This is a genomic window from Mesonia phycicola (genome assembly GCF_900141885.1).
Lineage (GTDB): Bacteria > Bacteroidota > Bacteroidia > Flavobacteriales > Flavobacteriaceae > Mesonia > Mesonia phycicola.
Genome location: NZ_FQYY01000002.1, coordinates 164,517 through 185,321 on the forward strand (window position 1 = coordinate 164,517; position 20,805 = coordinate 185,321).

20 protein-coding genes are annotated in these 20,805 nt (G+C 31.5%); 4 read left to right on the top strand and 16 right to left on the bottom strand.

The genetic code is table 11. From position 1 onward, the window contains the following. Positions 1-582 carry a MiaE family protein gene (miaE, locus tag BUC03_RS03515; protein WP_073148307.1) on the top strand — a complete coding sequence of 194 codons (582 nt, stop codon included), beginning with the start codon at positions 1-3 and terminating at the stop codon, positions 580-582. A 1-nt stretch (position 583) separates the two neighbouring features. On the opposite strand, the gene BUC03_RS03520 is transcribed toward miaE, so the two are convergent. From BUC03_RS03520 to pyrR, 8 genes are read right to left on the bottom strand one after another with little or no spacing between them, the layout of a single operon-like run. Next, on the bottom strand, positions 584-1,489 hold the full coding sequence (locus BUC03_RS03520) for a Ppx/GppA phosphatase family protein (protein ID WP_073148309.1): 906 nt from the start codon (positions 1,487-1,489) through the stop codon (positions 584-586). 15 nt (positions 1,490-1,504) lie between these two features. Continuing rightward, complete coding sequence (gene ppk1 / locus BUC03_RS03525; RefSeq protein ID WP_073148311.1) at positions 1,505-3,571, bottom strand: polyphosphate kinase 1; 2,067 nt, start codon at positions 3,569-3,571, stop codon at positions 1,505-1,507. A gap of 1 nt (position 3,572) precedes the next feature. Further along, positions 3,573-4,061, bottom strand: a complete 489-nt coding sequence (locus BUC03_RS03530; RefSeq protein ID WP_073148313.1) for a SixA phosphatase family protein — start codon at positions 4,059-4,061, stop codon at positions 3,573-3,575. A 29-nt stretch (positions 4,062-4,090) separates the two neighbouring features. Further along, entirely contained in the window at positions 4,091-4,741 is a 651-nt protein-coding gene (gene pdxH / locus BUC03_RS03535; protein ID WP_073148315.1) for a pyridoxamine 5'-phosphate oxidase, read from the bottom strand. Between the two features lie 59 nt (positions 4,742-4,800). Then, on the bottom strand, positions 4,801-5,709 hold the full coding sequence (locus BUC03_RS03540; RefSeq protein WP_073148317.1) for a ribonuclease Z: 909 nt from the start codon (positions 5,707-5,709) through the stop codon (positions 4,801-4,803). Between the two features lie 31 nt (positions 5,710-5,740). Beyond that, positions 5,741-6,088 carry a ribonuclease Z gene (locus tag BUC03_RS03545; RefSeq protein ID WP_073148319.1) on the bottom strand — a complete coding sequence of 116 codons (348 nt, stop codon included), beginning with the start codon at positions 6,086-6,088 and terminating at the stop codon, positions 5,741-5,743. A 3-nt stretch (positions 6,089-6,091) separates the two neighbouring features. Continuing rightward, positions 6,092-7,021 carry an aspartate carbamoyltransferase catalytic subunit gene (locus BUC03_RS03550; RefSeq protein WP_073148321.1) on the bottom strand — a complete coding sequence of 310 codons (930 nt, stop codon included), beginning with the start codon at positions 7,019-7,021 and terminating at the stop codon, positions 6,092-6,094. Positions 7,022-7,030: 9 nt separating this feature from the next. Next, complete coding sequence (gene pyrR / locus BUC03_RS03555; protein ID WP_073148323.1) at positions 7,031-7,570, bottom strand: bifunctional pyr operon transcriptional regulator/uracil phosphoribosyltransferase PyrR; 540 nt, start codon at positions 7,568-7,570, stop codon at positions 7,031-7,033. A gap of 234 nt (positions 7,571-7,804) precedes the next feature. Between pyrR and BUC03_RS03560 the strand changes: the two genes are divergently transcribed. Then, positions 7,805-8,653, top strand: coding sequence for an aldo/keto reductase (locus BUC03_RS03560; protein WP_073148325.1), 849 nt, complete (start codon positions 7,805-7,807; stop codon positions 8,651-8,653). A 72-nt stretch (positions 8,654-8,725) separates the two neighbouring features. Here BUC03_RS03560 and dnaK read toward each other — a convergent pair whose 3' ends face one another. After that, the gene (dnaK, locus tag BUC03_RS03565; protein ID WP_073148327.1) at positions 8,726-10,642 is read right to left on the bottom strand and encodes a molecular chaperone DnaK; all 1,917 of its coding nucleotides are present in this window, start codon (positions 10,640-10,642) and stop codon (positions 8,726-8,728) included. 285 nt (positions 10,643-10,927) lie between these two features. On the opposite strand from dnaK, the gene BUC03_RS03570 reads away from it, so the two are divergent. Next, positions 10,928-12,361 (top strand): L-serine ammonia-lyase, encoded by a 1,434-nt coding sequence (locus BUC03_RS03570; protein ID WP_073148329.1) that lies wholly within the window; start codon positions 10,928-10,930, stop codon positions 12,359-12,361. A 66-nt stretch (positions 12,362-12,427) separates the two neighbouring features. Here BUC03_RS03570 and BUC03_RS03575 read toward each other — a convergent pair whose 3' ends face one another. The 5 genes from BUC03_RS03575 to BUC03_RS03595 all read right to left on the bottom strand — a co-directional run bounded on the left by BUC03_RS03575 (position 12,428) and on the right by BUC03_RS03595 (position 16,246). Beyond that, positions 12,428-14,053, bottom strand: a complete 1,626-nt coding sequence (locus BUC03_RS03575) for a dihydroxyacetone kinase subunit DhaK (RefSeq protein WP_073148331.1) — start codon at positions 14,051-14,053, stop codon at positions 12,428-12,430. An 83-nt stretch (positions 14,054-14,136) separates the two neighbouring features. Further along, positions 14,137-14,751 (bottom strand): DUF4252 domain-containing protein, encoded by a 615-nt coding sequence (locus BUC03_RS03580; protein WP_073148333.1) that lies wholly within the window; start codon positions 14,749-14,751, stop codon positions 14,137-14,139. Between the two features lie 8 nt (positions 14,752-14,759). Beyond that, positions 14,760-15,284 (bottom strand): DUF4252 domain-containing protein, encoded by a 525-nt coding sequence (locus BUC03_RS03585; protein ID WP_073148335.1) that lies wholly within the window; start codon positions 15,282-15,284, stop codon positions 14,760-14,762. Positions 15,285-15,288: 4 nt separating this feature from the next. Beyond that, positions 15,289-15,750 carry a hypothetical protein gene (locus BUC03_RS03590; RefSeq protein WP_073148337.1) on the bottom strand — a complete coding sequence of 154 codons (462 nt, stop codon included), beginning with the start codon at positions 15,748-15,750 and terminating at the stop codon, positions 15,289-15,291. After that, positions 15,737-16,246, bottom strand: coding sequence for an RNA polymerase sigma factor (locus tag BUC03_RS03595; protein ID WP_073148339.1), 510 nt, complete (start codon positions 16,244-16,246; stop codon positions 15,737-15,739). The genes BUC03_RS03590 and BUC03_RS03595 overlap by 14 nt, the downstream gene beginning before the upstream one ends. Before the next feature lie 110 nt (positions 16,247-16,356). On the opposite strand from BUC03_RS03595, the gene BUC03_RS03600 reads away from it, so the two are divergent. Beyond that, complete coding sequence (locus BUC03_RS03600) at positions 16,357-17,757, top strand: S41 family peptidase (protein ID WP_143159130.1); 1,401 nt, start codon at positions 16,357-16,359, stop codon at positions 17,755-17,757. Between the two features lie 100 nt (positions 17,758-17,857). On the opposite strand, the gene BUC03_RS03605 is transcribed toward BUC03_RS03600, so the two are convergent. Both BUC03_RS03605 and BUC03_RS03610 read right to left on the bottom strand, forming a co-directional pair. Next, positions 17,858-18,946 (bottom strand): YncE family protein, encoded by a 1,089-nt coding sequence (locus BUC03_RS03605; RefSeq protein ID WP_073148343.1) that lies wholly within the window; start codon positions 18,944-18,946, stop codon positions 17,858-17,860. A 2-nt stretch (positions 18,947-18,948) separates the two neighbouring features. Further along, positions 18,949-20,775 (bottom strand): TonB-dependent receptor plug domain-containing protein, encoded by a 1,827-nt coding sequence (locus BUC03_RS03610; RefSeq protein ID WP_073148345.1) that lies wholly within the window; start codon positions 20,773-20,775, stop codon positions 18,949-18,951. Positions 20,776-20,805: the final 30 nt, after the last annotated feature.

The following is a 20,805-nucleotide window of genomic DNA, read 5'->3' on the forward strand; positions in this document are numbered from 1 at the left end:
ATGCTTGGTTTAAAACTTCCTACAGACCCTCGTTGGGTAAATATTGCTGAAAAAAATTTAGATGATATTTTAATAGATCACGCGTGGTGTGAACAAAAAGCTGCTTCTACTGCAGTATCTCTAATTGTAAGTTTTCCTGAATTTACAGAGCTTGTACAAGAAATGACAGAACTTATTCACGAAGAAATGAGTCATTTTAAAATGGTTCATGATAAAATTCTAGAACGTGGCTTTGAGTTAGGCAGAGATAGAAAAGATATGTATGTAATAGAATTACTTAAATTTTTTCCTAAAGGAGGTAGTAGAATTACTCAAATGGTACACCGTTTATTATATGCGGCATTAATTGAAGCAAGAAGTTGTGAGCGTTTTAAATTATTATCTGAACAGTTAGAAGATAAGGAGTTACGCTTGTTTTACAAAAAACTAATGATTAGTGAAGCAAACCACTATACTATGTTTTTAAATTTTGCCCGTAAATATGGCGATAGAAAAGAAGTGGACCAAAAATGGAACGACCTCTTAACTTATGAAGCCAAAATTATGCAATCTTTAAGCAAAGAAGGATTAATTCACGGGTAATTTAAAGCTTTTCTGCTTTAATAATATCGTTATAAAGTGACTTTATTATTCCGTCTGAAAGTCCAATTTTTGGTACATGTACACTTTTAGATCTACTCCATTTCATTGCAGATAGATATATTTTTGTAGCAGGTATTATTACATCTGCACGGTCTGTGTTCATTCCTAATTGAGAGATTCTATCTTCATAAGTTAACGAGTTAAGTAACTGATAATAAGAATTTAAATAAAGATACGATAACGGGCTACCTGCTTTTTTACCACTAGACTTAAAAATATTATTAATATTACCTCCAGAACCTATTAGAGAGATATGAGTGTAGGGTTTTGTTTCTTTTTTAATCCAAGTTTCTACTTCTTTCCAAAGAGAATCTTCTACCATATTGTTAAGTATACGTACGGTACCTAATTTAAAACTTCTTGAAGTGATAGTTTGCCCTGCAGAAAATAGGGTAAACTCGGTGCTACCTCCACCTACATCTACATATAAATAGGTTTTATCACCTTGTATTAAACTATGTAAATCTGTAGCAGCAATTATAGCTGCTTCATGTTCACCATCAATAATTTCAATTTTTATTCCAGTATCTTTTAATACAATATCTGCTAATTCTTGTCCATTAGCAGCATCACGCATAGCAGATGTAGCACAAGCTTTGTATTTTTCTATTTTATGAGATTTCATTAATAAGCTAAATGCGCACATAGTATCTTGCATTCTTAACATATTTTCTGCAGAGATTTCACCATTTACAAAAACATCTGCTCCCAATCTAATAGGGACTCTCACTAACGATGTTTTTTTAAAAGTTGGTTCTTTAAACTCTGGTTCTGTAATGGTAGAAATTAATAATCTAACAGCGTTAGAACCTATATCTATGGCAGCGTATTTTCTTATTTTTAGCACGTATATTTGTATATTTTAGTCTTTATTTACTAATTTTTCTAAATAATAATCATAAGTAGCAAATTGACTTCTTACTTTTAATTGATTATTTACTCTGTGAGCGTTGTCATTTTTAGCAGAGAAATCTCTAGCTTTTACATTATCATTCCAACAGATATTAAACGTTTCTAGTAACTCTTCTTGAATATCTTTTTGATAAATAGGACAAGATATTTCTACTCGGTTATCTAAGTTTCTTGTCATCCAGTCTGCAGAAGATATATAAGTTTTAGGTTCTCCTCCGTTTTCAAAAATATATAATCTAGGGTGCTCTAAATATTTATCTATAATACTAATAGCTTCAATATTTTCTGACATTCCCACTACTCCAGGAATTAAACTACAAATACCTCTTACTATTAATTTTATTTTTACCCCTGCTCTACTAGCTTCATATAATTTATCAATCATTTTATAATCAGACAAACTATTTAGCTTAATTTTTATTCCGTTAGGTTTATTAAGCTTAGCATTTTCTATTTCTGTGTCTATTAACCTTTCAAAAACAGATCTAGAGTAATGTGGAGAAACTATTAAATGCTTGTAATGACTTACTTTGTAATTAATCTCAAAGAAGTTAAATACTTTATTTATTTCTTTTAATATAGATTGGTTGGCTGTAAAAAGTGTGTAATCTGTATATATTTTTGCGGTAGACTCATTAAAATTACCTGTACTTATAAAGCCATAACGTACTAGTTTTTTCTTTTCTAAACGTTCTATAACACAAGCTTTACAGTGCACTTTTAAACCAGGTACACCAAATATTAATTTTACTCCTTCACGCTGCATTCTTTCTGCATAACGTATATTATTTGCCTCGTCAAACCTTGCTCTTAGCTCAATAGAAACGGTTACTTGTTTACCATTTTTTACTGCATTGATTAAAGAACTAGCAATGTGAGAAATTTCAGCTAAACGATAAATCGTAATTTTAATAGACTTTACTTTAGGGTCTAATGCGGCTTCTCGTAAAAATTTTACTGTGTATGAAAATGTGTGGTATGGAGTATATTGTAAGTAATCTTTTTCTGCTATTTTTTCTAATAAACTTCCATGCAGCGTTAAGCCTTTTACTGGAAGTGCAGAATATTTTTTATACAATAAATCTGAAGCTCCTAAACTAGGAAACTTCATATAATCTCTACGGTTATGGTATCTACCTCCTGGAATAATACTATCAGAATCGTCTATACCCATTTTAGAAAGTAGAAACTCTAATGTATCATCTTCTATTGTTTTATCGTAAACAAAACGTACTGGTTCACCCTCTATTCTATCTTTAATACTAGACAAAAGTTTATCTATATAACTTTTGTTTAAATCTCCCGCCATATCTAGCTCTGCATCACGAGTAATTTTAATCATGTGAGCAGAAATGCTTTCGTAATTAAATATACTAAATAGACTTTTTAAATTATACCTAATTAAATCATCTAAAATAATGATGTATTTGTTACCATCTTCAGAAGGTATTTCTACAAAGCGCTCTATCCCTCTAGGTATTTCTATTAAAATATATTTTTTTTCTTTTTTCTTTTTTTCATTTAAAATCATTCTAACAGCCAAATACGCTGCACTATCTTTTAAACGTGGTAATTCTTCTAAGTCATTTAAAATAATAGTTACTAAAGCAGGACTTACTTTTTGTAAAAAATAATCTTGTACAAATTGAGCTTGATTTTCTGTTACTTCTTGCTCATTAATAATGCAAATTTTATGATCTACTAATTTATTTATAATAGTATCTAAAATCTTTAAACTTTCTGATTGTTGTTTAATTACAATTTGAGTAATTTCTTTTAACAAATCTGAAGCAGTCATCCCTCCAAGAGCTTTTTTTCCTCCTTTTCCTGCTTGATCTATTCTCTTTACCGTTGCGTAACGTACTTTAAAAAACTCATCTAAATTATTAGAAAAAATACCTAAAAACCGAAGTCTTTCTATTAATGGTACACTTTCGTCTTCTGCTTCTTGCAGTACTCGAGCATTAAATTGAAGCCAACTTAACTCTCTATTTACGTATTGATTTTGAACTCCCATTTTATTTAAACATTTTAGGAAATAAACTCACTAAAGTCTTACCATTTTCTATTTTACTCCAATAATCTGTATCAAAATCTATCACCACAAGTCCTGTGGTTGGTAAATTTTCTATATAATTATCTCCTAAAGAATTTACCAAATTTGTCATTGCAGGGTTATGCCCAAAAACCATTAATTTTTCTATTGTATCATCTTGATTTTTAATAACCTCTAATAACTCTGAAGACTCAAAAGTATAAGCTTCTTTTACTACACTAAAATCTGAATCTAATATTTTTAAACCTTCTTTAAATAAATTAGCGGTGGTTAACGCTCTATTTGCAGAACTACTAATTACTTTTAAAGGGCTTTGTAAATACGTGCTAAAAGCATTAATCACTAGTTTAGCATCTTTAAAACCTCTTTTTTTTAAAGGCCTGTCGTGATCTGTTAAAGTAGGATCATCCCAAGAAGATTTACCGTGTCTTACTAGTATTAGTTGTTTCATAAAGTTAAATATTGGTTGGTTTGGTTGGTTTATGGAGCTAGTCTTATTGGCGTTTCCCAAGTGTTATTAACAGATAGTTTGTAAACAAACCTATCATGCAATCTATTTGGACGACCTTGCCAAAATTCAAATGAAAAAGGTTTTACAAGATAACCGCCCCAGTTTTTTGGTTTTTTTATAGTTTTATCTTGGTACTCTTTTTCTAATTCTGTTAATTTTTTTTCTAAGTAATCTCTATTAGGTACTGGAGAACTTTGGTTAGAAACAATAGCACCTAAACGGCTACCTTCTGGCCTAGAATTGAAATAAGCTTCAGATTCTTTTTCACTTATTTTTTCAATTTCACCTTTTACAATTATCTGACGTTCTAAAGCAGGCCAAAAAAATGATAAACATACTTTAGCATTTTTTTCTAAAGCTTTTCCTTTCTCGCTATCGTAATTGGTATAAAAAACAAAACCTTCTTCCTTTATTTTTTTGAGTAACACTACTCTACTCTTCGGAAAACCGTCTAAACCAATTGTACTCAAAGTCATTGCATTAGGTTCATCAACTAGCTGAGATTCTTCTGCTTCATTGAACCATTTTTGAAAAAATGCTAACGGATTTACTGAAAGATTTTCTTCTTTTAATTCTGATTTATCGTAAGATTTACGATAATTTTCTAAATTCTTTTCCATACTGCAATTTAATGGAAATGCCGGTAAAGGAAAAGCGATTTTTAAAAGTTTACGTATTTTTAATTAATAGTAATTACCTTCCCGTCTTCTGCTAAAATCACGTTATCAAAAACAGTTTGTGCTTCTTCTTTAAATACTTCGATGTTACCGTACCTTGTAGAATAATGGCCTAAAACTAATTGTTTTGCATTTGCTGCTTTAGCTATTAAAGCTGCTTGTTTTGCTGTAGAGTGTTTGGTTTTATCACACAAATGCTTGTGCTGTTCTAAAAAAGTAGATTCATGATACAAAGTACTAACCCCTTTTATCTGTTCTGCTATTTCTGGTAAATAAACGGTATCACTACAAAATGCATAACTTTTGGTTGGCTCTGCTGGTTCTGTAAGTTTGTGGTTTGGTATTGTAGTGCCATCTTCTAAAACGGCATCTTTTCCTTTTTTTATACTTCTATAATAAGCTACATCTATTTCATATTGTTGTACCTCGTTAATTAGAAGTTTTCTATCTCCTTCTTTCTCTTTAAAATAAAACCCATTAGCATACACTCTATGTTTTAAAGGAATGGTTTCTACAGTAACGGTTTCATCTTCAAGTATAAGTTGTGGTATTTTTTGGTCTAACTCATGAAAATATAAAGGGTATCCCGTCCAAGAATTAGATAATTTTAATTGTAGGGTAATAATTTCTTTAATCCCTTTTGGGCCGTGTATATGAAGTTCATTTTTTCTATCTAATAAACCAAAAGTAGAAATTAAACCTACCAGACCAAAAAAATGATCTCCGTGTAAATGACTAATAAAAATATGCTTAATACGTGAAAATTTTATTTTTCTACGTCTTAATTGTACTTGGGTACCTTCTCCGCAATCAATTAAAAATAAATGATTTTTAATTTCTAAAACTTGCGCTGTAGGGTTATTAAATGTTCTTGGGGTAGCTGAGTAACAACCTAAAATGGTTAACTCCATATAAATGTAAATTTAATTATTGCTGAATTGTTTAAAATTCATCTAAACCTCCCAAGTCACGTTGTATTTCGTCCATTTGTATTACATCTCCAGCTTCTAATAAAGTAGGGACTACCATTAACTCTTCTGGAACAAGATCTATATTTATTGTATCATTTACTATTACAAATGAATGATCTGAAGAGCGATGTTTATTAGATAAAGCAAGGTAAGAAAGTAACTCTTCTAATGTTAACTCTCCATATTTTAAAATATCTACCACTATGTTTTTGCCTTCTATAGACTTATAAGCTTCATTTTCTAAATAATTAGAAAAACCAATTACATCATTTTTCTCATCTTTTACAATTATATAGTTTTCTTGCTGTGTAACTTTCATAGACTATTGTTTTATTTTAGAAGCTAATAAATAAATTACCGCCATTCTTACAGCTACTCCATTTTGTACTTGATCTAAGATAATAGCGTGATCAGAGTCTGCTACTTCACTAGTAATCTCTACCCCTCTATTAATAGGGCCTGGATGCATTATGGTAATTTCTTTGTTTAAAGAATCTAAAATATCTTTTGTTAATCCAAATTGTTGTACATACTCTCTAGTAGATGGAAAATAACTAATATCCATACGTTCATTTTGTACTCGAAGCATATTAGCAACATCACACCACTCTAGTGCTTTGCGTAAATTTGTCTCTACCTCTACACCTAATTTTTCAATATGTTTAGGTATTAACGTTTTAGGTCCACAAACTTTTACATTTGCTCCTTGTAGTTTTAAAGCAAAAATATTACTCAAAGCAACTCTACTATGCAAAATATCACCAACAATTACAATATTTTTACCAGTAACCTCCCCTAGTCTTTCTCTAATAGAATAAGAATCTAAAAGGGCTTGGGTTGGATGTTCGTGAGCTCCATCTCCCGCATTAACTATACTAGCATTAACGTGTTGAGAAAGAAATACCCCCGCACCAGGGTTAGGGTGACGCATAACAACCATATCTACTTTCATAGATAAAATATTATTCACCGTATCTATTAAAGTTTCTCCTTTTTTTACAGAAGAAGATGCTGCAGAAAAGTTAACCACATCTGCACTTAGTCTTTTTTCTGCCAACTCAAAAGACAATCTTGTTCTGGTACTGTTTTCAAAAAATAAATTAGCGATGGTTATATCACGTAATGACGGGACTTTTTTAATGGGACGGTTAATTACTTCTTTAAAGTGATCTGCCGTTTTAAAAATAAGATCAACATCTTCTTTGGTAATATATTTTATGCCCAGTAAGTGGTCTACACTTAATTCACTCATTGACTTTGCTTATTGATTAATAAGGTAAACACAATCTTCTCCTGCGTTTTCTACCCAATTTACTTTTACTTTTTCTTCATTTATTGCATCTACTTTACGGCCATTATAATCTGGCTGTATTGGCAAATGTCTACTAAATCTTCTATCTATTAGAGTTAGTAGTTCTATTGTTTTAGGTCTACCAAAAGATTGTATAGCAGTTAATGCAGAACGTATACTTCTACCTGTATATAATACGTCGTCTATAAAAACTACACGTTTGTTTTCTACTAAAAAATCTATTTTGGTTTTGTTAGCCTCTAAAGGTCTTGTACTTCTTCTAAAATCATCTCTGTAAAAAGTAATATCTAACCTACCTGTTTTTACTTCTTTGATATGATACTCTTCTTGCAGTAACTTTTGAATACGTTCTGCTAGAAAAATACCTCTTGGCTGAATACCAACAAGTACGGTTTCTTCAAATTTTTGATGATTTTCAATAAGTTGACAAGCCAGGCGATGTAAAATAATTTCTATTTCTTTAGCACTAAGTAAAATTTTTTGGCTCATCTGTAGAATGGTTCTATTTTCTGATTAACAAAAGTAATTAAAATATTGCTTTTATAGAATATAACTTGCGTAAAGCTTGACACAAAAAATGAAACCTTCTAATATTCACTGTCATAAATTAAATATTAAACATAAATATTTATTAAAATTTTAAATCATTTAATTGAAGTTTGCGCTCTAGCTTTTAAATATTTTACCTTTATAATTCTTTAAAAAAATTACAAATTCAATTTTATGAAAATCACAGACATTACTGGAAAAGTAACTTTACATAACGGAATTGAAATGCCGTATTTAGGTTTAGGAGTTTATAAATCTAAAGACGGAAATGAAGTAGTTAAAGCCATACATAATGCTTTAGAAGCAGGGTATAGATTAATTGATACTGCTAGTTTTTACAATAATGAAGAAGGTGTTGGTGAAGCCATTAAAACAAGTTCTGTAGCACGTGATCAAATTTTTGTGACTACTAAAGTTTGGAATGATGATCAAGGTTATGAAAATACTCTAAAAGCTTTTGAAGTATCTAGAAGTAAACTAAACTTGGATTATATTGATTTGTATTTAATACATTGGCCTGTACCAGATGTTTTAGAAGGCACCTGGAGGGCTTTAGAAAAACTTTATAAAGATGGTAAAGTTAAAGCTATTGGTGTTTCTAATTGTTTAACGCATCAATTAGAGACAATTAAAAAAAGTGGCTCTATAAAACCTATGGTATTACAAAATGAATTTCATCCAAAATTACTACAGCAAGATTTAATTGATTATTGCAAAAAAGAAAATATTCAATATCAAGCTTGGTCTCCTTTAATGAGAGGTAGAATTTTAGAAAATGAAGTAATTAAAGAGATTGCTAATAAATATAACAAAAGTGTAGCACAAATAATTATTAGGTGGGATTTACAAAAAGGAGTATTAACTATCCCTAAAAGTGTACACAAACAACGTATTATAGAAAACGCCTCTGTATTTGATTTTACACTTACCGATGAAGAAATTAGTACAATTGATTTATTAGACAATGATGAAAGAACTGGTGCACACCCAGATCATTTTATGGAGCATTTTAATAAAAATTAAATTAAAATTATATGTATAAAAAAAGGCTCAAGTTGTTAACTTGAGCCTTTTGCATTTATATGATAGAGAAGTTTATTTAACTTCTTCGTAATCTACATCATCAATATTCTCATCTTCACCTTGGGCTTGACCTCCAGTAGAACCTTGTTCTGCTCCACCTTGAGCTCCTCCAGCCTGTTGTGCTTCAGCTTGAGCTTTGTACATTTCTTCAGAAACAGATTTCCAAGTTTCATTCAATTTGTCTAAAGCAGGAGTAATTTGTTCAAGCTCTTTAGTTTCGTATGCTTTTTTCAATTCTTCTAAAGCATCTTCAACTGGTTTTTTCTTATCATCAGAAAGCTTATCACCAAATTCTTTTAGTTGCTTTTCTGTTTGAAAAATCATGGTATCTGCTTCATTTAGCTTTTCCACTTTTTCTTTAGCTTGCTTATCTGCTTCTGCGTTTGCTTCAGCTTCTTGCTTCATTTTCTCAATTTCTTCTTCTGTTAATCCTGAAGAAGCTTCTATACGAATATCTTGAGATTTTCCTGTAGCTTTATCTGTAGCACTTACTTTAATAATACCGTTAGCATCAATATCAAAAGTTACTTCAATTTGTGGAGTACCTCTTTGTGCTGGCGGGATACCATCTAAGTGAAATCTACCAATAGTTTTATTATCTGCAGCCATTGGGCGCTCTCCTTGAAGTACGTGAATTTCTACAGATGGCTGATTGTCTGCCGCTGTTGAAAATACTTGAGACTTCTTTGTTGGGATAGTTGTGTTAGATTCTATTAATCTAGTATTTACACCACCCATAGTTTCTATACCTAAAGAAAGTGGAGTTACATCTAATAAAAGTACATCTTTTACATCTCCTGTTAATACACCACCTTGTATTGCAGCACCAACAGATACTACCTCATCTGGGTTTACACCTTTACTTGGTTTTTTACCAAAGAAACTCTCTACTGCTTCTTGTACAGCAGGAATACGTGTAGAACCACCTACTAAAATAATTTCATCAATATCACTCTTAGAAAGACCAGCAGATTTTAATGCTTTCTCACAAGGAGCTATTGTTCTTTTTACTAAATCACTAATTAATTGCTCAAATTTAGATCTAGAAAGAGATCTTACCAAGTGTTTTGGTCCACTAGCTGTTGCAGTGATGTATGGTAAGTTAATTTCTGTTGAAGTAGAAGAAGATAATTCAATCTTCGCTTTTTCAGCAGCTTCTTTTAAACGTTGAAGAGCCATTGGGTCTTTACGTAAATCTATATCTTCATCGTTAATAAACTCTTGCGCTAACCAATCTATTACAGCTTGATCTACATCATCACCACCTAAGTGAGTATCTCCATCTGTAGCTAGTACTTCAAAAACTCCGTCTCCTAATTCTAAGATAGAAACATCATGCGTACCACCACCAAAATCAAAAACAACAATTTTTTGATCTTGACCTTTTTTATCTAAACCGTAAGCTAATGCCGCAGCAGTTGGCTCGTTAATAATTCTTCTTACTTTAAGACCTGCAATCTCTCCAGCTTCTTTTGTAGCTTGACGTTGAGAATCATTAAAATAAGCAGGAACAGTAATTACTGCTTCTGTTACATCTTGACCTAAATAGTCTTCTGCTGTTTTCTTCATTTTTTGAAGAATCATTGCAGATAATTCTTGTGGTGTGTATAAACGACCATCAATATCTACTCTAGGGGTATCGTTATCTCCTTTAACAACGTTATAAGCAACTCTACCTGCTTCTTTAGATGACTCTGAGTACTTATTACCCATAAATCTTTTTATAGAAGCGATAGTTTTTGTTGGATTGGTAACTGCTTGACGTTTTGCAGGATCACCAACTTTAATTTCACCACCTTCTACAAAAGCAATTACAGATGGAGTTGTTCTTTTACCTTCAGCGTTAGGTACTACGGTTGGCTCATTACCTTCCATTACAGAAACACAAGAGTTGGTAGTCCCTAAGTCTATACCAATTATTTTACTCATAATTATATTTTTTGTTTTTTTTCAAATTTTAAACTCGGTTACAAATAGTCAATCTTTGTGCCACCAAAAAAATTATGACAGGTTGTCATTTTAAATAGATTATACTGAAATTATTGACACACATATATAATCTACTTCTACAAATAATAAGTTGAAAATGATTAATTATAAATGAAAAGAACATTTCACTAAGATTTAATCAAAATTTTCACTTCATATTAATGTTAGCTCAATAATTTCTGTCATATTTGCGATTAATTGAATTAGATTAAAAAAGTCTCTTTTATGAAAAAAATTGAATGCATAAGCGTATTCGATATGCTTAAAATTGGGGTTGGCCCTTCAAGTTCTCACACCTTGGGTCCTTGGCGTGCTGGACAACGATGGATTGCAGAACTTAAAAAGAAAGATTACTTTAAATTAATAACAGAAGTAAAAGTAGATTTATATGGTTCTCTATCGTTAACAGGTAAGGGACACGCTACAGATATTGCCTCTATATTGGGACTTTCTGGCTATGATCCTGTAACTATGGATTTAGCTGAATTAGATCCGTTAATCAATTCAATTAAAGAAGAAAAAAAATTACTTTTAAATAGAGAGTTAGAAATAAATTTTGATCCTTCTACACAAGTAATCTTCAACAAAAAGTTTTTAGAATTTCACCCTAACGGAATAAAGTTTTCTGCCAAATTAAGTAATGGCAAAAAAACAAGCTCCAGCTTCTACTCTATTGGTGGCGGCTTTGTAGTGAAAAAAGAAAGAAAAAATGCTAAGAAAAAAATTGAAAATTTTGAGCATTTTCCATTTCCAATAGAAAAAGCAACAGAACTACTAGCCTATTGTAAATCTGAAGAGAAAAAAATCTCTGAAATTGTATTAGAAAACGAAAAATCTCTACGTACAAAAGAACAAATAGATAATAGCTTAAAAGATATCTGGCGAGTAATGCTAGAATCTATGTATACAGGTTGCCATACTGAAGGTGTTTTGCCTGGTGGTTTAAATGTACAGCGTAGAGCTTTTGATATGCATCAACGACTGATTGGAGAAGTAAAATACAGTAATCCACAAGAGTGGTTAGAAGGTATTAGAGATACAGAGGTGAAATTTAGACAAATACTTAAGTGGGTAAGCTGTTATGCTTTAAGTGTTAATGAGGTTAATGCCTCTCTTGGTAGAGTAGTTACTGCTCCAACCAACGGAAGCGCTGGTACGGTACCTGCTGTGCTTATGTATTATATGACCATAGAGAACCACCAAGCCAGTTTTGAACACGTAAAACAATTTTTATTAGTGGCTGGAGAAATAGGTAGTTTATTTAAAAAAGGGGCTACTATTTCTGCTGCAATGGGTGGTTGCCAAGCAGAAATTGGCGTTTCTTCTGCCATGGCTGCAGGAGCACTTACAGAGTTATTAGGTGGTACGCCTGAGCAAGTTTTAATGGCTAGTGAAATTGCAATGGAGCATCACTTAGGGTTAACTTGTGACCCAATTGGCGGTTTGGTACAAATACCTTGTATTGAAAGAAATGCCATGGGAGCCATAAAAGCTATTAATGCTGCAGAAATTGCTTTAGAAACAGATGCTACCAAAGCAAAGGTACCTTTAGATAAAGTGATTGAAACTATGTGGGATACGGCAAAAGATATGAATGCAAAGTACAAAGAAACCTCAGAAGGTGGTTTAGCTGTAAAAGTTAGTTTGAGTGATTGTTAAAATATACTTTAAAATAGTAAAAGCCACTGAACTCCAGTGGCTTTTGCTATTACAAAACTTCTAATTTTATAAATTTACTAATACCTCAAAAACTCTAGCTACTGCTTCTGCACCTGGATCTGGAATTCCTTTTAAAGATTTTTCAGATAAATAAGATGATCTACCAAAATCTGTATTGGTAATTTCTCTTGTTTTATCTGCGCCCTCCCTAGCCTTTTTAGCTGCTTCTTCTAAACTTTCGCCATTAGCTAATGCTGTAAATGCTGGTTGAAAAGCGTCTATCATTGTACGTTGCCCTTCTGAGGCTCCTCCAAATTCTTTCATTTTTTGTAAACCAGCGTCTAACGCTTTACCTAAATGCGCTTCTTCTTTGTATGCATTACCTGCTCTGGTAAACATGATAGATAATAAAACTCCACTAGAACCACCTGTTTCTCTTGCTAAAATTCTTCCAATAGTAATTAATAATTCTGATGGATTAGCAAATGGTAATTTATCGTGAACTTCTTTTAGTTTTTGACTACCAGCTGCAAATGTAGAACCTGCATCACCATCTCCTACCTTTTCATCTATAGCGTTTAATTCTTTTTCTAAACCTATTAGCTTTTCTGTGATTGCAAGCAAAGCTTTTTCTGTCTTTTCTTCTTTAGAAGGTTTAAAAGGCATGGTTTCTATTAGTTTTGGACTTTCTACCTCACTAATTTCTCCAAACTCTCTTATAAACCATGCAAATGGAGCTGCAGGAGCTGTTAATGCTGTTTTAATTTCTTCATCTAATTCTAAAATAGAAATAGAAAAGCCATTCATATTTAAAGAAGTCATTAAGTGAGCAGGCCCTACTACTAATCTCACTTTTTTAGCAAGATCTGATTTTTGAAATTCATATAATAATATACTCATTTCTATAGGAGTTACGCTTCCTAAGTTATTAAGTAGTAAAGCGTACTCTTTTTCTTCAGAAGGTAAATACTCTTTTAATTTATCTATGGCTTTTTTCATTAAAACCTCAGCACTATCCATAGCAATAGTCTCTACACCAGGTTCTCCGTGAATACCTAAACCTAATTCGGCTTCAGATTGGCTTAAACGAGACTCTTCTGTGTTTTGAAATTTTTGACCTTCTACTAATGAAAGACCTATAGAATAAGTTTGAGTAGCTACTTTTTTTGCTGCTTTAGTTACCTCTTCTAAATCTTTACCTTCTTCTGCTAAATAACCCGCTGTTTTGTGAACAAATAAAGTACCTGCTAAACCTCGTTGTTGTACATCTAGCCCTAAAGCTATATCATCACCAACTATAACGGTTTCGACTTTATAGCCCATTTCTCTAGCTTGCTCTGCTGCAAGTCCAAAATTAAGTCTGTCTCCCGTATAGTTTTTAATTATCAAAAGACATCCTTTTTCTCCTGTTGTAGCTACGATAGCAGATAAAACTGCATCTACAGAGGGAGAAGCAAAAATATCTCCGCATACTGCAGCTGTAAGCATACCTTTACCGACAAAACCAGCATGTGCAGGCTCATGACCAGAACCCCCACCAGAGATAATAGATACTTTATTCTTATCTATTTCTTTACGAAGAATAACGCGTACTTCTGGAAAATTATCTAATTTAGTTAGGCTTGGGTCGGTTAATAACCCTTCTAATCCCTCATCTACTACGTGATGAGCATCATTTATAAAAAATTTCATTGTTATTGGTTTTGAGTTAAAGTTAAGACTAAAAAAAAAGCGAGCCAAAAATTTAGCTCGCTTTAAATTATCTTTTTTAACTTTTAAATTTTTACTTTTAAACTATCATTTACCTCGATAGAAATAGTATCTTTTTTATTCGTGTTTCCTGATTTTTTTTTGATTTCACTACCAAAATTTTGAAAAACACCTAAATTTAAATCTAAGTCTCCATTGGTAGCAGATTTCATTAATTTTATAATTGCAGAGAAATTCATATTATCTCCTAATAATCTAGCTACGGCAAAGCCTTTGGTATCATCACTTGCGTAAACAATAACTTCGTCTATTGCTTTCTCTTCTCCAAGATACATTACTTTTACATTTCTATTAGAGCTACCAAAACTCATTAATACTTTGTATTTTTCATCTTTCAAAATGGTTTCCATAACAGCTTTTTCTTGAGTAAAAAACTGTTGGTTAGTTTCATTAATTGGTAGTGCTAAAACATTAGCTTTTCTAATAGAAGCTATCACTTTTTTATCTTCTTCAGAAACGGCAGAGTTGTCACCAATAAACAAACTAGAAGGTACATCTATAAGTACAAAATTATCATCGTTTTGGTGTTCTACGTAATATTTTTGTAACGTAGGTTCACTATTACAAGCTATGGCAAAAACAGCAACTAGCAGTAATAAAATTTTATTTATCTTTTTCATAGCAATTATTATTTTTCGTTAACTTTTTCTAATTGTTCTGCTCCTGGTACTTTTAAATCTTGTGCTAGTTTAGATACTTCTTTTAAGTCTATATCTCCGGTGATAGACATTATTACAGTAATTGGTTTACCGTCTTCCATACCTTTCATGAACATAAACAATTGACTTACGGCACCTTTTGCACTACCAGGTTTAGAGTAAAATTTAACTTCTTTACCATCGTCTTTAAAACTCATTAGCTCATTCATAGAAGCCGAGGTTAAATAGGTTTTTACATCTGCTTGCATTTTTGCCGATATTGAAGCATCTTCTGTAGTTAATACTTTAATATCATTTAAGTTTTCTATAAGTTTAATGTAACGTTTTACTTCTTCATCTTCACTTTCAAAATCTATATCTGCTAGAAGCTTAAACATTTCACTAGTCATTACCATAGAGCTTACTCCTTTCATATCTGCATATTTGCTAAAAGATTGTGCTTGAGTTAATACAGGAAATAAGACTAAGGCTATTAATACAATTAATTTTTTCATGGTATTATTTTTTTAAAAATTGATTTTTAGTTTGATTGATTTCTTTTAAATAGTTTAACTGTTTTTTACTATTAGAAACAGCATCTGTCATCATTAATAATAAATCTTGCGTGTTTTGCATAGCAAGTTCATGATTAATAGAATTTGTTGGAGTATCTATACGTTGCTCACTTTGTGCAAACCAAAATACGGTACAAATAATAGCAACACTAGCTGCAATGCCAGACCATTTATAAAAAGAGAAGTTTTTAGTTTCTTTCTCTTCAAAAGGCATTTTAAATTCTATCTTTTCTGAAGCATAAATACTGCGTTCGCTTTCATAAAAATTAAATAAAGGCATATACTCTTCTAACTCAGGAGCTACATTTCCCGATAAAAAATAAGCTTCTAATTCTTTTTCTTCAGCTAAACTAGTTTCTGCCTCTACATATTTATCTAGTAGGGTTTTAATATTAGACAGTTCCATAGCGGTGTTTTTTTAATATTTCTTTTCTAATTTTTTTTCTTGCTCGAGACAAAGCAACACGTATAGCGGTTGGCTTCATTCCTGTAATTTCTATAATCTCTTCATAATCTAATTGCTCTACATCTCTAAGTTGAATTAAGGTTTGTTCTTGCTCAGATAATTGTTTAATAATTTCTGCAACAATTTCTAACTCATTTTTTGCTTCTAGATGTTTTTGAAGTGATTTGTTTTCATCTTCATAATTACTATGTACAATTCTAAGATTATTGTTATTCTTCAGTTTTAACTGATCTAAACAGTGGTTTTTAGTTACTGTCATAGCAAATGCATGAGCATTATTATAATTTTTTAAATTATCTCGTTTACTCCAAAGCTTTACAAAAACTTCTTGAACCGCATCTTGAGCTGCTTCTTTAGAAACTAATAAGCGTAGAGACAATCTATACATCTTATCTTTAATAGGTTCTACAAAAACTAAAAACTCTTTTTGGTTCATTTCTTCTTGGTTATGCTCTACACTATGGTGACGAACTTGTTTAAATTTTGTTACAATAAATTTCTAAATTATAATTTTGTCGTTATTTTAGACACTTACAATTATATGAAATGATGAAAAATAAATTAGCTTACTTACTAATTTTAGTAATAGCAACTTCTAGCCTTACTTCTTGTTTTAGCGATCAAGATGATGAAATACAACCAGCCTCTACCCTAGAAATTCAAGATTTTGTATGGAGAGGATTAAACATTTTTTATCTGTATAAAGAAGATATTTCTGCGTTAGATGAAACTAATTATGCTTCTCAAGCAGAGTTAGATAATTTTTTAGATAACTATGCAAATCCGGAAGATTTATTTGATGCGCTAATGTCTTCTCAAGATAGATTTAGTTTTATTGTTTCAGATTATACAGTTTTAGAAGATGCGCTTGCAGGAACTTCTAAAAGTAATGGAATGGAATATGGTCTTGTACAACTACAAAGCACAGGAGAAGTTTTTGGATATGTACGCTATGTACTACCAAATACAGATGCAGAAGATAAAGGTGTAGAAAGAGGTATGATTTTTAACCGCATTGATGGTACTGCCATCACTACAGAAAATTACTCTAGCTTGTTAGCTAGCACCACATATACTATAGGTCTTGCTAGTTTTGAAAATAGCACGCTTACAGAGTTAGATGAAACTATCTCTCTTACCAAAAGTGAATACACAGAAGACCCTGTTTACATTGCCAAAACCATTGAGCTAGCAGATAAAAATGTAGGATACTTAATGTACAATGCATTTAATAATAATTTTGATAACACACTTAATAATGCTTTTGCAAATTTTAAAGGAGAAGGTATTACAGATTTAGTAATAGACTTACGTTATAATGGCGGTGGTAGTATTGAAACTAGTAATGATTTAGCAAGCATGGTTACTGGCCAGTTTAATGGAGAACTTTTTACTACTCAAGTTTATAATGAAAATTTTGATGATGTAGAACGTTTGTTCAATAATGAAGTAAGTACAGGAGCTACCATTAATAGTTTAAACTTAAACAAAGTTTATATTTTAACTACAGGTAGTACCGCTTCTGCAAGTGAATTAATTATTAGCTCTTTATTACCTTATATTGAAGTAGTGCAAATAGGTACCACCACCACAGGGAAATTTCAAGGTTCTGTTACTTTATATGATTCTGCAGATTTTTCTCGTTCTGATGCTAGTATAAATCACAAATATGCTATGCAACCTTTAATTTTAAAAACGGTGAATGCTAATGGTTATACAGATTATGTAGATGGAATAACGCCAAGTATTATTGTAGAAGAAGATTATGCTAATTTAGGAGTTTTAGGTGATGTAAACGAACCGTTACTTGCTGCTGCTTTAAACGATGTTAGTTTAGGTAGATTTACTGTAGACAACAACAAAAGTGATTTAGAATTTAAAGAAATTGGAGAAAGTGATATGAATGCACTTAATTACCAAAGAATGTATATAAACACTGCTGAATAATTTATGGTTTATTAATAATCATCTTATTTTCAAACAAAAAAGTCCCAATCTTTCGATTGGGACTTTTTTTATATCTAAAAAACTAATATTGATTTAGCTTTTAGTCATTAAAATAAAAACCATTTGGCCCTACTCCAACAGTAATATTGCTTAAAAGATTTCCTTCTAAATCGTAAACTTCTACAAAACTATCTGAAACAAAATCTCCACCATCTGCTACATAAATTCTATCATCTTCTACTTCAAAACCATACATAACGCCCCAAGCAGAATTTGTATTGTAAGTTAATAAAGCATCTTCTGGAGCTGCATCAGCATTTATACTCATCGTATAAACAGAATTAGCTACCGTAAAGTAAATTTGATCGTCTTCAATATCTATATTATAAGCATCTCCACCTTCGTAATCTAAAGAAATACTACTTTCTAGTTCTAACGTATTTAAATTGAATTTTTCAAGATAGCTACCACTTAAACTATAAATAAAGCCATCTTCTATTTCAAACGAATTTAAACCAAAATCCTTTGGGGCTCCATATAAAGTTCCGGTATAGGTATAAGTTTCAATAGTATTATCAACAGTATTAGTAGTTGGATTAAAAACAGCAATTTTATTCCCTGTGTCATAAGAAGCTTTTTGGATATATAGTAATCCACCTTCTTCCTTAATATATTCTAAGGCTTCGTCTTGAGCCCCCATAGGTATAGTTTGTTCAACTTCTAATGTTTCTAAATCGATAATTGTCAAGAAATCATCTACTCCTCCATCAGTCAAATCTCCTTGGTTAGTCACGTAAGCTTTTCCGTTTTCTACTACTCCATAACGAGGTACTTCTAAACCACTATCAACTTTCCCTACAAGTTCAAAAGTGTAACGATTTACTACCGTAATTAAATTAGATCCGTTAGAGATAATATAGGCTAAATCGTCATCAAAAAAGATAGATTGCGCATAAGCTCCAATATCGTCACCATCGTTTACTGTTTGGTAAATAGCTTGTTCGCTAGTTTGTAAATCTTCACTAATGTAAGTTACAGTTCCTGTTCCGCCTTCGTTCAATACTAAAATTCCGTTGTCATAATTTCCAAGAGGCTCATCTGGCTGATCAGAAAAATCATCATCGCTACTACAAGAGGTAAATAAAATTGAACCTATAAAGGCTGCTGCTAAAAATTTGGTAAGTTTCATTTTTAAAAATTTAAGGTTAAATAAATAGTATAATTAGTGCCGGGCATTTGCCGGTTTTCTACATTTTCATAAGCGGTATTTAATACATTTCTCACTTTTCCGCCAATAGTGTAATGAGGTTTAAATTGGTAACCTAAACCTACATTCCATAAAAAATAATCGTTTAAATTGTATATAGGGTTATTGTCTGATCTGGTAAAAACTTCTCCGTTATACAAAGCTTGTGTCTCTACAAAAAACTTTTGATAAGCATAATACACAGAAGTTGTTGCTTTGTGGTAAGGCACATAAATTAATTGATTCTTAGTTTCTTTATTTTTAGAAACGGTGTAAGCATAAGTACTATTAATAGCTATTTGGTGATTATTAAATTGTTTTTTCCAATTTAAAACAGCTTCTCCTCCGTAGGTTGCTACTTCATCTACATTACTTGGAGACCAGTAACCACTGCTATTTGGTAACCAACGTATCATATTGTCAATATCATTGTAATAGCCTGTTAGAGTAAGCTTTAAATTTTTATAAGTAAACTCATTACCTAATTCGTATTGTAGTGCTTCTTCTGCTGCTAGATCTGGATTTCCGCCAGTTGCCCAATACAAATCGTTATAAGTTGGTATTCTAAAATTTTTAGAAACATTCAATTTCAACTTGTAATAATCATTAAAACGATAACCACTTCCGAAACTAAATAAAAACGGACTTTCATAATCTTGTGTAATCTCTTTTCTTGCGGCAGCTTCATAAGCTAATTTTGAATTAACTTGGTGTTTTAATAATAAAGCTCCAGAAGAAATATTTCTGAAATTATTAGGTATACTCGAACCTTTACCATCGGTATATTCGTGCGAAAGTATTGTGTTCAGTTTAATTTTTTCTGAAAAGTTATAGCTTAAATCGTACTTACCAATCAAGGTGTTTGCTTCTCCAAAGGTGTAAGAATCTGTTTCTATATTGGGGAAATATTTATATTCTTCTTTTAAAAACGCAACTCTGGTAATAGAAGTAATTTTACGATTGCTATACTCCCACTCCAATAAATTTTTTAGGTTGATGTCTTGATATTTTGTTTTGTTTTCTGAAGCTCTGATTAATGAAAAATGGCGTTCGCCTTCAAACAACTCACTATAAAGTTTAAAAGTGTTACTACTATTTGCTCTAAAACCTACTACTGCATTTAAACTATTATTATAAAACTGTCCATTTCTATTATAATTATCAGATTCTAAATAATCGTAATCATTTTCCGATTGATTTCTACTATAAGAAACTCTTGTACTCCACTTTTTATTAGCAGCTTTTAACTGGTAACGAGTATCATAAGTATCAAAACTACCATAACCTAAATATAACTTATTGCTAAATTGCCTCTTAAAATCAACATTATTAGTTAAATGTACGGTACCACCAATAGCTCCCGTGCCATAAATTACGCTTCCTCCACCGCCACGAACATTTATAGCATCATAACTTCCTGTATTAATGGTATTAAAATCTGTTTGTCCGTTAAAGCGAGAATTAATATTGATACCATTCCACAAAACCGCAGTTTGTGAAGCCGTAGTACCTCTAAAAGATGGAGAAGAAACCATCCCTAATCCATTTTCTTTAAAATAAATAGGCGTATTATAATTTAAAACCGAAGTTAAAGAAGGTTTATTTTGAAGCAATAAAGAATCTGATAACGTAGTTAGAGTTTGCCCGCTAGAAAATTCTTTCAACTTTGTAGGCACCACTAAAACTTCTTCTAAAACAGTAATAGAATCTGTTTGAGAAAAGGCAGAAGCAATTACTCCTAATAACAAAATGTAGCTTAAAAAATGTTTCATTCACCTAAGACCTTTTACCCGAAAGTCTCT